12 protein-coding genes and 3 tRNA genes are annotated in these 12,538 nt (G+C 57.0%); 6 read left to right on the plus strand and 9 right to left on the minus strand.

What is annotated here, in order from left to right; translation table 11 throughout:
• Positions 1-97 precede the first annotated feature (97 nt).
• A complete protein-coding gene (locus ACN0TA_RS09570; RefSeq protein ID WP_417582237.1) occupies positions 98-781 on the plus strand; it encodes a hypothetical protein in 684 nt (227 codons plus the stop codon).
• Positions 782-923: 142 nt separating this feature from the next.
• Here the strand turns inward: ACN0TA_RS09570 and ACN0TA_RS09575 are convergent.
• Positions 924-997 (minus strand) — tRNA-Gly (locus ACN0TA_RS09575).
• 53 nt (positions 998-1,050) lie between these two features.
• A tRNA-Tyr gene (locus ACN0TA_RS09580) sits at positions 1,051-1,135 on the minus strand.
• 119 nt (positions 1,136-1,254) lie between these two features.
• Between ACN0TA_RS09580 and rlmB the strand changes: the two genes are divergently transcribed.
• Positions 1,255-2,067 carry a 23S rRNA (guanosine(2251)-2'-O)-methyltransferase RlmB gene (rlmB, locus tag ACN0TA_RS09585; protein ID WP_417582239.1) on the plus strand — a complete coding sequence of 271 codons (813 nt, stop codon included), beginning with the start codon at positions 1,255-1,257 and terminating at the stop codon, positions 2,065-2,067.
• On the opposite strand, the gene ACN0TA_RS09590 is transcribed toward rlmB, so the two are convergent.
• From ACN0TA_RS09590 to xylF, 6 genes are all read right to left on the minus strand, one after another.
• Complete coding sequence (locus ACN0TA_RS09590; protein WP_417582241.1) at positions 2,064-2,783, minus strand: polysaccharide deacetylase family protein; 720 nt, start codon at positions 2,781-2,783, stop codon at positions 2,064-2,066. The two genes, rlmB and ACN0TA_RS09590, sit on opposite strands and share 4 nt — an antisense overlap.
• Positions 2,784-3,045: 262 nt before the next feature.
• On the minus strand, positions 3,046-3,507 hold the full coding sequence (locus tag ACN0TA_RS09595) for a YaiI/YqxD family protein (protein WP_417582243.1): 462 nt from the start codon (positions 3,505-3,507) through the stop codon (positions 3,046-3,048).
• Positions 3,508-3,509: 2 nt separating this feature from the next.
• Positions 3,510-4,637 (minus strand): S-(hydroxymethyl)glutathione dehydrogenase/class III alcohol dehydrogenase, encoded by a 1,128-nt coding sequence (locus ACN0TA_RS09600; protein WP_417582245.1) that lies wholly within the window; start codon positions 4,635-4,637, stop codon positions 3,510-3,512.
• Between the two features lie 101 nt (positions 4,638-4,738).
• A complete protein-coding gene (locus ACN0TA_RS09605; protein ID WP_417582247.1) occupies positions 4,739-5,524 on the minus strand; it encodes an ATP-binding cassette domain-containing protein in 786 nt (261 codons plus the stop codon).
• Positions 5,525-5,536: 12 nt separating this feature from the next.
• Complete coding sequence (locus tag ACN0TA_RS09610; protein ID WP_417582249.1) at positions 5,537-6,859, minus strand: sugar ABC transporter permease; 1,323 nt, start codon at positions 6,857-6,859, stop codon at positions 5,537-5,539.
• 88 nt (positions 6,860-6,947) lie between these two features.
• The gene (xylF, locus tag ACN0TA_RS09615) at positions 6,948-7,988 is read right to left on the minus strand and encodes a D-xylose ABC transporter substrate-binding protein (protein ID WP_417582251.1); all 1,041 of its coding nucleotides are present in this window, start codon (positions 7,986-7,988) and stop codon (positions 6,948-6,950) included.
• Positions 7,989-8,240: 252 nt separating this feature from the next.
• Here xylF and ACN0TA_RS09620 point away from each other — a divergent pair, with 252 nt between their 5' ends.
• Entirely contained in the window at positions 8,241-9,452 is a 1,212-nt protein-coding gene (locus tag ACN0TA_RS09620) for an ROK family transcriptional regulator (RefSeq protein ID WP_417582253.1), read from the plus strand.
• Between the two features lie 2 nt (positions 9,453-9,454).
• Here ACN0TA_RS09620 and ACN0TA_RS09625 read toward each other — a convergent pair whose 3' ends face one another.
• Positions 9,455-10,561 carry an NADH:flavin oxidoreductase/NADH oxidase gene (locus ACN0TA_RS09625; protein ID WP_417582255.1) on the minus strand — a complete coding sequence of 369 codons (1,107 nt, stop codon included), beginning with the start codon at positions 10,559-10,561 and terminating at the stop codon, positions 9,455-9,457.
• A 134-nt stretch (positions 10,562-10,695) separates the two neighbouring features.
• On the opposite strand from ACN0TA_RS09625, the gene ACN0TA_RS09630 reads away from it, so the two are divergent.
• The 3 genes from ACN0TA_RS09630 (at position 10,696) to ACN0TA_RS09640 (ending at position 12,533) form a co-directional block, all read left to right on the plus strand.
• A tRNA-Thr gene (locus ACN0TA_RS09630) sits at positions 10,696-10,771 on the plus strand.
• 328 nt (positions 10,772-11,099) lie between these two features.
• Positions 11,100-11,696 carry an HdeD family acid-resistance protein gene (locus tag ACN0TA_RS09635; RefSeq protein WP_417582257.1) on the plus strand — a complete coding sequence of 199 codons (597 nt, stop codon included), beginning with the start codon at positions 11,100-11,102 and terminating at the stop codon, positions 11,694-11,696.
• Between the two features lie 60 nt (positions 11,697-11,756).
• Positions 11,757-12,533, plus strand: coding sequence for an NAD kinase (locus ACN0TA_RS09640; protein ID WP_417582259.1), 777 nt, complete (start codon positions 11,757-11,759; stop codon positions 12,531-12,533).
• Positions 12,534-12,538 lie beyond the last annotated feature (5 nt).

Here is a 12,538-nt window from a genome sequence, read left to right on the forward strand (position 1 = left end):
CGCATGCTAAACGATGACCAGATCGCGACAGGACCGCTGGCGTCGCAGGTCGGGCGGTCCACGGGGTTATTGGTGGACGTGCGCAGCGTCGACGGGCATGCAGCTAGACCCCACCAGCCCAATGCCGAGCGCAATCGCGGCGCCGGCTCCCGCCTCTGCCATCGACCACTTTGATGACGACGTCGATTCGACTGGGGCCCTGGGTGTGCTCTTCGATCACGAAACGGCAGGGATGGAGGATCCAGGCTCGGACGACGATGAAACGGAGCCGGGTGGGCCAATCGACGAGGACGCCGCAGAGTCGCGGGTCAGGCAAGCGACGCTCTCTCGCCCTATCTCGATGCAGTTGGCGGTGGTGGGCAAGAGGCGACGGAGTGATTCTGCGTCTGCCGGAGTAGCGCCCCTAGCAGAGGCACTCGGACTGGACCCGGTCGACCTGAGCGTCGCCGACCCATCGCAGATGGCAGAGCTTCTTTCCGCGGAAGCCGATGCGATAGAAGGCAACGACGATTCCGACATCACGCCGCCGCTTGAGAACGACCCCTCTTCCGATGTCGACACGCTTCCATCAGATCCGGATCCTGACGACAATGGAACCGGCACCCGAGGAAAAGTAACTCACGCCACCACGCAGTTCTGGTTTTTAGCTTTAGCGGGAGTTCTGGGCTTGTATAGGAGAGCAAGTTCCAGAATGACGACGAATCCACGAAGACGGAGAAGCTGGCCGCGCAGGTTGATCAGGAAACAGCAATGTCCACTTCAAGGGCTCGTCCCATCCTGAAGGACGCGATCGAGAAAGTGAAGTCGGCAATCGGCTTGCTCAAGAAGCCGGAAGTCTTGAGCAACTTGCGAACCAAGGGTGCGTGGGGTCCAAATCGGAGAGCGTTCAGGGAACGCACCTCACATATCCAGCACGGAGAGAATGGAGCGGGTGAAGGGAATCGAACCCTCGTCGTAAGCTTGGAAGGCTTCTGCTCTACCATTGAGCTACACCCGCTCGAGGGCGTTTCGCCACTGTGTCTGGTTCATGCCCAAGGGGCAAGAACGATTTGGTGGAGGGGGCTGGATTCGAACCAGCGTACGCTAAGCGGTCAGATTTACAGTCTGATGGATTTAACCACTCTCCCACCCCTCCACAATCGCGACTTCAGCGAAGCGAGGCAGTTGCAACAGTGAACATTTCGAACACCATCACGGGGCGGTTTATGGTGGTAGCAACCTTTTCTGTCAACTGCCATCGCAAGGAAATTTCATATGTTTCACATATCGGCTTACCGCTTGCCCAGTTCGCGGCAAAGCGATACGCCATTCTCCATGAGCAAGAACAAGTTTCCGCCGAAAAGACGCCCCCCCACCCTTCCTGACGATGGGCCGGTCTATCTCTATGGTCTGCACACGGTACGTGCTGCGCTGGACAATCCACGCCGCGCCAAGCGCAGGCTGCTGGCGACGCCAAACGGGCTGAACAGATTGTTCGAAGGCGGCGACCTGCCCAAGCTGAAAGTCGAAGAGACGACGCCACGTGATCTCGACAAGCTGCTCGGCGCAGACGCGGTTCATCAGGGCGTCGCCTTGGAGGTCGATCCAGTTGATCGTTTCGGACTGGACGACGTTGAGAAACTCGATCTCGTTATCGTTCTCGATCAGGTAACCGATCCACACAATGTGGGTGCCATCCTACGCACCGCATGTGCATTTGGGGCAGATGCGGTCATTACAACAGCCCGTTATGCACCTCGCGAAACCGGCGTCCTCGCAAAATCGGCATCGGGGGCGCTTGACCTTATTCCAATGGTCTCTGTCCGCAATCTCGGCGACACACTGGAAACCCTCAAGGGCCAGGGTCTTGTGTGCCTCGGGTTTGATTCTGAGGCGCGAGGATTGTTGCGTCCTCGGCCAGCTGGCGGAAAGCTCGCAATCATCCTCGGCGCCGAAGGAAAGGGCCTACGACAAAAAACCCGCTCGCTATGCGACGAGATGGTTCGGCTGGACATGCCAGGACCCATCAAATCGCTCAATGTCTCCAATGCTGCAGCTATAGCGTTGTTCGCGGCTACGACCGGCTAGTTCTCAGGGATCCCGCGAGAGGCGTCGGCAGTGATGACGGGTGTATCGAATACCCCACCGCCAGACGATCTTAGTGCAACGACCTGATAGCCGCGTTCCTGCAGTGCTTTGAGAAAGTCGGGTAGCAGTGCGGCCGTGCGTAAGTGGATGTCATGAAACAGTACAACGCCGGCCCCCCTCTCATCGAGTCGGTCCAGCGTACGCTCCAGCACTTGTTGCGGCGTCTCGGCGTAGTAGTCCTTGGAATCGATATCGACATCGAGAACTATGAAACGGCTCTCAACTGCACTGGTGCGAATTAAGCCGTTTTGCGCCAGATAGGGAAAACGAAAAAAGCGCGACGGTGCCAGATTGTCCGGAGCGAGCGCAGCCGCCACGGCCTGTTGCCCGGCATAAATCTCGGCAATCGCCTCTTGGTTGCTCAGACTGGAAAGATCGACGTGGTCATAGGTGTGCGTGCCGATCGTATGTCCGCGAGCCGCCACTTCGCGGGCAAGAGATGGATACCGTTCTGCAGAAGAGCCCAGCATCAGAAACGTCGCCTTGACCCCGAATTGATCCAGCGTGTCGAGGATCGAATCCGTCGTTCCGGCTCGCGGGCCGTCGTCAAACGTCAATATGACTTCGCCCTGTTCGAGACCCAGTGGTCCCGATTCCGAAACCGTAACGGTTCGCCCCGGCAGTTTTCCAAATTGTGTCGACTGTAGTGTTGGCATCGGCTGATAGGCCCGTCTGGGACTCATGGCGACTGGATTGAAAGACGATGTATGAATCGTGTCCGGACCGAAGGTCCCGCCAAACGAGGGTCTTGCTTCGGGCGGCTTGGCACAGCCTGAAATGAGCCCGGCCAATGCCGCCAATAAACATGCTGTGCGCAACACCGCAACCACCCAACGAAAGCTTGTATTCGCGGGTCAAGCTGCACGTTCCATGGTTAACAAGGTGTTCAAACGGCGACATTTTATACTTAACAAACAGTTACTTGGCGGGCCGCTCACGCTTGAGCCGAACCGCCAGCTCATCAAGAGCCTGGAGAAAAGCGGATCTATCGCGAGCGCTAAACTCTCGGTTATAACCCTTGCTCTCGCCCGTTTCCCGTAGGTGCTGGTTGAGCTCACGCATCGCCAACGCCATTCCGATCGATGCCGTTGTGAACGGCTTGCCTGTCGGTCCGAGAACATGCGCGCCATTTTCCAGAGCGCGAGACGCCAGAGGGATATCGGATGTAATTACGATGTCTCCAGCCTGGGCATGTTCGACGATCCAATCATCGGCAACATCGGCGCCCTGAGGCACCATGACGTTGCGTACCATTGGATCTCGCGAAGGCCGCAGGCCGAAATTTGCGACAAAAGTCAGGACAAGGCCATGCCGCTCGGCAACGCGAGTGACTTCGGCCTTGACCGGACATGCATCAGCATCAACGTAAATTTGCGTCACGCCTAGAAAAGCACCACCGAGCGGATGGATTCGCCAGAACGCATAAGTTCGAATCCTTTATTGATGTCATCGAGGCGCAGGGTGTGGGTGATCATCGGGTCGATATCGATCTTGCCGTCCATGTACCAATCGACAATCTTTGGCACGTCAGTACGGCCCCTTGCGCCACCGAACGCGGTTCCCATCCACGTGCGGCCCGTAACCAACTGGAATGGGCGCGTCGATATCTCCTGGCCGGCGCCGGCCACACCGATAATAACGGATTTTCCCCAGCCTCTGTGGCTGGCCTCAAGGGCCTGGCGCATCACCATCACGTTGCCGGTGCAATCGAATGTGTAATCCGCGCCCCCGATCTGATCGGCACCGCGTTTCGTCATGTTGACCAGATGACTGACGATATCGCCTTCGATTTCACGGGGGTTGACGAAATGCGTCATCCCGAAGCGCTCACCCCAGCTCTTCTTGTCATTGTTGAGATCGACACCAATGATCATGTCCGCGCCCGCCATACGCAGGCCCTGGATTACGTTCAATCCGATACCTCCAAGACCGAACACTACAGCGGTGGCACCCTGTTCGACTTTGGCAGTGTTAAGCACGGCCCCCACGCCGGTCGTCACGCCGCAACCGACATAGCAAACCTTGTCGAACGGAGCGCTGGAGTCGATCTTGGCAACAGCAATTTCGGGCATCACTGTGTAGTTTGAAAAGGTCGAACAGCCCATGTAGTGGAACACTGGCTGGCCCTTGTAAGAGAAACGCGATGTGCCATCAGGCATGAGCCCCTGCCCCTGCGTCGAGCGGATTGCAGTGCACAAATTGGTTTTGCGCGACAGGCAGGACGGACATTCACGACACTCGGGCGTGTAGAGCGGAATGACGTGATCACCGGGTTTGACTGAAGTCACGCCAGCGCCGACTTCGACGACAACGCCAGCACCTTCATGGCCAAGAACGGCAGGAAAAAGACCTTCTGGATCTGCGCCCGAGAGGGTAAAATCGTCGGTATGGCAGATGCCTGTTGCCTTGATTTCAACAAGCACTTCACCTGCCTTCGGACCCTCGAGGTCAAGCTCGACGATTTCAAGAGGCTTCCCGGCTTCAAAGGCAACTGCCGCGCGTGTTTTCATTGCTCGCATCCTTGATTCTGTGTTGCAACGAAAATGACATAGCCTCGACGCAAAGGGCAACGTTTGAAAATGTCTGCGGGCGCCGAAGCGCCCGCCAATTTCTACTCCCTCATCGCCCCCGGCCCTGGCGTCGCACCGGGCGGGCACTTGCCCAGAATGATCATTCCGAGCACCTCGTCCTTGGTCACCTCGGCCGTTTTGGCGGTGCCCACAACCTGGCCGTTTTTCATCACGCAAACCCGGTCGGCAAGATCGAAAACGTCATGGATATCGTGGCTGATCAGGAAAATCCCGATTCCTTCAGACTTCAGTTGTTTGATGAGATCACCAACCTGCGTGGTCTCTTGCGGACCTAACGCCGCCGTCGGCTCGTCCATGATCAAAATGCGTGCATTGAAAAGGATCGCCCGTGCGATCGCTACTGATTGTCGCTGCCCGCCCGAAAGGGCCTTTACCGGCTCCTTGAAACGCCTGAAGTTCGGATTGAGCCGCCCCATCACCTCGCGGGCCTTGGCCTCCATGGCAACATCGTCGAGCGTACCAATCGCCGTGGTCAGTTCTCGACCAAGAAACAAATTGGCGGCAGCATCGACGTTATCGGCCACGGCAAGTGTCTGATAGATCGTCTCGATGCCATATCCTTTGGCATCACGCGGATTGTTAATCGTTGCACTTTGCCCATCGATGCGAATGGCGCCTGAGTCACGTTTATAAGCGCCAGACAAAATCTTTATGAGCGTCGATTTTCCCGCACCATTGTGCCCCAGCAATCCCACCACTTCGCCCGGGTAGAGATCGATGGAGGCACCATCGACGGCGCGAATGCCACCAAACGCAATGGAGATATCTTCGAGCTCGACGAGCGGAGTTGTCACGTGTTGGTTCATCGATTCAAATCCTTACTGCCCGCGATTGCGGTATAGCGTGTCGAGCCAGACAGCGACCACGAGGACGATGCCGACCACAATCGACTGAAGGGGGCTATCGAGCCCCATCAGCACCATGCCGGACTGAAGCGACTGCATAACGAGTGCACCAATCATAGCGCCGACAATTGTGCCGACACCGCCAGAGAGCGACGTCCCACCGATCACCGCCGCGGCAATGACATAGAGCTCGTCGAGCGTACCCATGGCGTTAGTTGCGGCATTGAGCCGAGCCGATGAGATAGAGGCTGCTATTGCGCAGAGCGCGCCCATCAGCATGAAGATCTTGACGGTGACCCACCGCGTATTGATCCCAGCCAGCTCGGCAGCCTCTGGGCTACCGCCCATGGCAAACACATAGCGTCCAAACCGGGTGCGCGTCGCGATAAAGGTCATAACCACGCCGGCGCCCACAGCTATAAGCACTGGAATTGCAATGCCGTGCGCAATGAACAGGCCCCCTTCCGGCACAGCAATGTTATTGGCGTTGGCAAAGTTCTCGGCAATCCGGATTGGCCAGGGATAGGCATTGAAGACCAGCACTGCTCCAATCACTGCGCCGCATCCCAGTAATGCAAGGACGCCCTCGGCCCATACCGGACGCTGCGGAAAGTTGAATCGCCGCCGCTGCTGGCGCGCATAGATCAGATATGCCCCTATGGCGAGACAGGCAACGATCGCCAGAACCCAGCTCGTTGTATACCCCACAGCGCCTTCTGGCCCCCCGCCCATCAGACGGAACTTTGTATCGAGCGGCGCAACCGTGCGCCCAGATGTCACCCACCAGGCTGCACCACGCCAGACAAGGTACCCCCCTAGCGTCACGATAAACGCCGGCACCTTCAGATAGGCAATTATCGCTCCCTGCAAGGCGCCGATGGCCAGCCCACATGCAATCCCTACGGCAAGCGTAATAGCCCAGATCAGCGGGTGACCGAAGCCGAGAAGTGCAGGGAGATACTCCGTCTGGGTGACCCCCATGACCATAGCGATAACACCAAGCAGCGACCCCACCGAGAGATCGATATTTCGCGTTACGATGACGAGCACCATGCCTGTCGCCATGATCGATATTGAGGCTGTTTGAACCGACAGGTTCCACAGATTGCGGGGCGTCATGAACAGACCGCCCGACATGAAGTGAAAGCCGATCCAAATCAGCAGCAAGGCGCCGATCATGCCCAGAAGGCGCGTATCGATTTCGGTCGCGCTCATGAAACGCTGGATAGGATTGCCCAACACAAGACCGGACGATGATGTTTTCGACGAAGATGACATGGCGTTCTGGTCTGCCATTCTTTCCCCCAAAAGGCTGGTTCCGGAAGGAACGGGTCGCGGCGCCTCAACAGCGCCGCGACCGCGGATCAAAATTCAATGATGCCGATCAATCGCAAGCTGCGACCGAACCCGCGGCGACACCTTGACAGACAACATCCTTGCTCACCCAACCCGCATCGATAACGACATTGAGGTTGTCCTGAGTGATGGCAACAGGAGCGAGGAACAGGGAAGTCATCTCGACGCTGTTCGGGCCACCATCAAACATGACCGAGCCTTCGATGTCGGTAAGGGCAGCGCCGCCCGCAAGCTCAACCGCAATCTCGGCCGCTTTCGCACCAAGTTCGCGACTATCCTTCCAGACCGAAACGGTCTGCGTGCCCAGCGCAATACGATTTAGCGCAGCATGATCGCCATCCTGTCCAGAAACAGGCACTGCGCCATCAAGTCCCTGTGCAGAAAGCGCAGCAATGGCACCGCCAGCAGTACCGTCATTGGATGCCACAACCGCGTCGACTTCGTTGTTATTGGCGGTCAGGAACTGCTCCATGTTTGCCTGGGCATTTTCTGGAAGCCAGCCATCTGTGTAGGCCTCGCCGACATTTACGATATCACCGGCATCCAGCGCATCCTGAAGGACTTCCAACTGCCCTTCATGAAGGAAGTCTGCATTGGGATCGGTGCTTGACCCTTTGATGAAAACATAGTTCCCGGTCGGCTGAACGGCAAAGACCGATTCAGCCTGCAGACGACCTACGCCCTTATTGTCGAAGGTAATGTAAAATGCATCGCTATTTTCTATCAGGCGGTCATAGCCGATAACCGGAATGCCTTCGGCCACAGCCGCAGCGATAGCAGGCTGAATGGCGTCGGTATCCTGAGCAAGGACGATTAGCGCATCGGCGCCCTGCGCGATGAGGCTTTCGATATCGGTAAGCTGCTTTGATGCAGAAGACTGGGCATCGGCGGAAATATAGCTCGCACCCATCTCGTCAAGCTGGGCTTGAATAGCCGCCTCGTCAGTTTTCCAGCGCTCTTCCTGAAAATTTGACCACGAAACGCCGACTGTAATGTCCTGCGCAAACGCGCCCCCAGCCAGCCCAAAAAGAACCGTCGTGCCCAAAAGGGCAGCTGCGAATGTTTTCATGATTTTCCTCCTACGGACAGTTGTCCGCCCAACCACATTGAAAGGGATATACCTCCAGCGGCGCACCTCCTCAGGCGTCCGCTCCAGATATTTTTCAATACCCGAAAAAATAATTGGCACGCGGGTATTGCTGTGTCAACTTCGTTTTGCTGGCTTGGGAAAATGCGTGCAACCGCGCACACCACCTCATAGAAGACCCTTTGGCGGCATATATGGGAGGCCCCTTTGGCGCAGGGCGTTGCGGACACAGAAATGATCCGGCGGCAGAATCGGTTGCTGGTACTGGACACATTGCGGCGTCATGGTCCGGTGTCGCGTTCGCAGGTTGCCGTGTTGACCGGGCTGTCCAACGCCACTCTCACAGCCATTGCCGCAGATCTCGTCGGCGATGGAATCGTCACAGAGCTCGCAGAGCCTCAGACTGGCACAAAGGCACGCGGACGCCCGGCAGTTCAACTTGTGCACAATCGTTGTGCGGGTTTCGTGTTGCTCATCGAGCTCGACGTCAATCGTTGCCGCACTTCGCTTCTGGACTATGGCGGCGTGCTGATCGATCGTGTTGAGACAAGGGTCGGCCCTGCCCTGTTCTCCGAAACTGCTCCAGCCACATGGTTCATCGAGCGCATTGGGCAAATGATCGAGCGCAACCCCGACATCGCCAGTGCTCTTCATGGGGTATCTATTTCAGTTCAGGGCATTCTGGACAATGCTGGCAATGGACTGACTTGGTCGCCCATCTCCCATCTGGGCGGCCATGACATCGTTTCTGCAGTCCACGATCGCCTCGGATTGACAGCCCGGCTGTTCAAGCGGGGCCGGTTGATGGCAGATGGCATGCAATGGCTGGACCCTGCCCTTTCCCAATCAAGCATTGCAACGATCTATCTGGGATCGACGATTGGGATGGGGCTGACCATGCCAACTGCTTCAAGCCCTAATGCTGGTCTTGCAACCGAGTTCGGCCACATGATCCATATGCCTGGTGGCGCCCTTTGCCGTTGCGGTGCGCGAGGCTGCGTAGAGGCCTATGCCGCTGACTACGCAATATTGCGCGCCGCATATTCTGTGCCCGAGCACGCAGCGCCCGCCAACGCCGTTCCGCCTTCCGATTTTCAAAGGATCATCTCCCGTGCCCGGCAAGGCGACCGCGGCGCCCAGCGTGCCTTTGCTGCCGCAGGCAATGCAATCGGTCACGGAATCAGTGGCCTGATATCCATCGTTGACATCGACAAGGTGATCCTGCTGGGTCCGGGCACGGCAGCCTATGATCTGATGGCGCCAGCTATAGCCGATGGGGCAGCAGCGTCACTGATGGGACGGATGCGTGGCATACCGCCGATCGAGCGCATCGCAGACGCTGGCGAGCCGATCTATCGTGGCCTGATGATGAAAACTCTAACCGAAATTGACAGGACGTTTGCAAACCGCGCGTCGCTGCCGCTGGCGCGCCGTTCGTCCGGGTAGACTCACTCCGTAAGAAAGAGATCAGAATATTGGCGAGGCTGCGATCGTAGGTACTGAGGCGGTGCTTTGACCTGGCCGCCCAGGGTCGCAGCAACGTGCCAGGGCCAGTGCGGGTCGTAAAGCACAGCACGCGCTACGGCGATCATGTCCGCATCGCCGGTTGAAACGATGGCTTCGGCCTGCTCAGCCTCAGTAATCAGACCGACGGCCACAACGGGCATGGACACAGCCTGTTTGACCAGTCTGGCCAAAGGCACTTGATAGTTCGGGCCTACGGGAATCTTTTGTTCCGTGCTCACCCCGCCACTCGATATATGGATGGCCGAGCACCCACTTGCCTCGAGAGCCTTCGCAAAGGCAACTGTCTGCTCGCCATCCCAGCCACCATCCACCCAATCGGTTCCCGAAACGCGAACGGTGACCGGCTTATCCGCCGAAAAAGCAGCACGCACTGCATGGAAGACTTCAAGTGGAAACCGCATGCGATTTTCCAACGATCCGCCATACTTGTCGTCCCGTCGGTTAGAAATCGGCGAGAGAAACTCATGCAGTAGGTAGCCATGGGCGGCGTGAATCTGAATTGCATTTAGCCCTAATCGGTCTGACCGTCGCGCCGCATCGGCGAAAGCATCGCGAATTCGCGCAAGCCCTGTTTCATCGAGAGCAATAGGATCGTTGTCGCTTTCGAGAAAGCCAACCGCTGATGGTGCTTCAGTCTGCCAGCCATTAGCGTGATTTGGCGGAAGCTGCCCCCCGCCCTTCCATGGCACTTCGCAGCTCGCCTTTCGGCCGGCATGGGCCAATTGAACCGAAATTGGCATATCGGACCACCGCCGGATGCCGTCCAAAACGCGCTTCATTGCGGCTTCTGTTGCGTCATCATAAAGGCCAACATCGCCATATGTGATCCGGCCCTCAGGTTTGACGGCGGTTGCCTCGATCGTCAGCAATGCCGCTCCCGACATCGCCAGTTGACCAAGATGTATAAGGTGCCAGTCGTTCATCTCGCCATTTTCAGCCGAGTACTGGCACATCGGTGCAATGACGATCCTGTTCGCCAGAGTGGTTTTGCCGATTGTAATCGGCTCAAACAGTTTGGGCTTGGCCATGTGCGGAGAGGTCCTCAATATGCGTTGATTGTACTGGGTAACGCCGCGACGGAGGATAAAGCAACAAATCTCATGGAAAGAGCGCACCTTGATCCTTGCATCTGCGCAAAACTGGTGCTAGCAACCGCTCCGTTGCCGGTATAGCTCAGTTGGTAGAGCATCTGATTTGTAATCAGAGGGTCGCGGGTTCAAGTCCTGCTGCCGGCACCATTTCATAGCCGTCGTGCGCTCCGCGCCATTGGCTGCGTTTCCCAGAAATTCCATCCTGATCCGGCTGTGAGACTCGTTCGCATTTATTGTGCAACGGGCCCGGGAAATTGCCAAAGTTCACAATCTGACAGTCCGCCCTGGCGCGACTGTCATTGTTTCGCCTCCAGGCCGCATAAGAGTAATCTTCAGCTCGCCCGCCAACTCTGGCTGACAACGCTTCGTACGCGGCGCGCTAACTCAGTGGTCGCCGAGTTTAGCCGGCACAATCAATTTCCCTTTTGTCCTGAATGAGATAGTCTCTACCCAGTAGTCGGAGGGAGCAGTTGAAATGACCATATCGATGGACGCTGCGGCAGAGTTGTATCGCCAGGCAATGCGCGACGGCGTTCGACGGTTTTCCCTGCTCTACCTCGCGCAGTCCGGCCTGCTTGTTCTGGCAGGATTCCTCTCGATCATATCTCCAGTTTTTTCGGATGAAGCGGTGGTCGGAGCAATCGGATGGCTGCTGATTGCAAGCGGTGTTCTCCAGGCCATCGGCCTGATTCCTGCCCGCCAGACACCTTATGTCTGGCTTCAGCTTATTTCAGCGGTGCTTGCGTTATTGATCGGCTTCCTGATCCTGCGCAATCCGGGCCAGTCGCTTATGACATTTGGTGTATTGCTCGTGGTGTTTTTCATGATCGAGGGCGTTTCCAAGGTTGTCTGGGCCTTGACCATCCGCCCCATTATTGGCTGGCTCTGGGTCTTGCTTAGTGGGGTGCTTGGCGTCGTGCTCTCGATTATTCTTATTATTAATCTCGAGACTGCCGCCCCATGGCTGATCGCCATATTTGTTGGTTTGCAACTGATCGCCATCGGTGCGGCAATCGGCTATTTGGCATGGTCAATTCGGCAGATTGGCAATCGATCCAATCCGATTGGCTGACCGGGCCCGTCATGCTAGGTCCAGGCAAGACTTAAGAATACTTTTCTGCGGAGGATAACCTTGGCGCTCTACACCGATGGCAAGGTTGCCTTTGTCTCTTCAGACACACCCGAGGCGAACGCTGCACGAAAAGAGCTGATAGACCGCCACGGCGACGCTGGCATAGAAAACGCTTCAATTGTCGTTGCCTTGGGCGGCGATGGATTAATGCTCGAAACCCTGCATAGGGTCATGGACCGCAATTTGCCGGTCTATGGCATGAATTTCGGGACGATCGGCTTCTTGATGAACGAATACAGTGCCGAAGCGCTGGACGTTCGTCTACGAGCGGCAATGCCGACACGCATCCACCCCCTAACCATGCGGGTCACAGATGCCGACGGCAAGGTTTCCGAGGCCCTCGCTTTGAACGAAGTTTCGCTCTATCGGTCATCCTATCAGGCAGCCAAGATCCGCATTGCCATAGATGGCGAAGTTCGGTTGGAAGAGTTGATCTGCGACGGCATTATCGTCGCAACGCCTGCCGGGTCGACAGCATACAATCTTTCAGCACATGGCCCGATCCTGCCAATCACGGCGCCCCTGTTAGCACTGACACCGATTTCCCCATTTCGACCTCGCCGATGGCGCGGCGCGATCCTGTCGAACCGCGCAAACATAACGTTCAGGACACAGGAAAACGGCAAACGTCCAGTAAGCGCAGTCGCTGACAACGTAGAATTCGACAACGTCGTCGAAGTGCAGGTCCATGAAGATCGCCGCCACTCGGCAACCCTGCTTTTCGATCCAGGCCACAGCCTTGACGAGCGGGTTCTCATCGAACAGTTTCGATACTGACCCGA

The organism is Pelagibacterium sp. (assembly GCF_048264985.1).
Taxonomy (GTDB): domain Bacteria; phylum Pseudomonadota; class Alphaproteobacteria; order Rhizobiales; family Devosiaceae; genus Pelagibacterium.

What these genes read in the sequence shown, in the direction of transcription:
- ACN0TA_RS09570 (WP_417582237.1), top strand. Translation starts at nt 98, where the DNA reads ATGCAGCTAGACCCCACCAGCCCAATGCCGAGCGCAATCGCGGCGCCG.
- xylF (WP_417582251.1), bottom strand. Translation starts at nt 7,988, where the DNA reads ATGAAAACATTCGCAGCTGCCCTTTTGGGCACGACGGTTCTTTTTGGG.
- ACN0TA_RS09625 (WP_417582255.1), bottom strand. Translation starts at nt 10,561, where the DNA reads ATGGCCAAGCCCAAACTGTTTGAGCCGATTACAATCGGCAAAACCACT.
- ACN0TA_RS09610 (WP_417582249.1), bottom strand. Translation starts at nt 6,859, where the DNA reads ATGGCAGACCAGAACGCCATGTCATCTTCGTCGAAAACATCATCGTCC.
- rlmB (WP_417582239.1), top strand. Translation starts at nt 1,255, where the DNA reads ATGTTTCACATATCGGCTTACCGCTTGCCCAGTTCGCGGCAAAGCGAT.
- ACN0TA_RS09600 (WP_417582245.1), bottom strand. Translation starts at nt 4,637, where the DNA reads ATGAAAACACGCGCGGCAGTTGCCTTTGAAGCCGGGAAGCCTCTTGAA.
- ACN0TA_RS09635 (WP_417582257.1), top strand. Translation starts at nt 11,100, where the DNA reads ATGACCATATCGATGGACGCTGCGGCAGAGTTGTATCGCCAGGCAATG.
- ACN0TA_RS09605 (WP_417582247.1), bottom strand. Translation starts at nt 5,524, where the DNA reads ATGAACCAACACGTGACAACTCCGCTCGTCGAGCTCGAAGATATCTCC.
- ACN0TA_RS09590 (WP_417582241.1), bottom strand. Translation starts at nt 2,783, where the DNA reads ATGCCAACACTACAGTCGACACAATTTGGAAAACTGCCGGGGCGAACC.
- ACN0TA_RS09620 (WP_417582253.1), top strand. Translation starts at nt 8,241, where the DNA reads ATGATCCGGCGGCAGAATCGGTTGCTGGTACTGGACACATTGCGGCGT.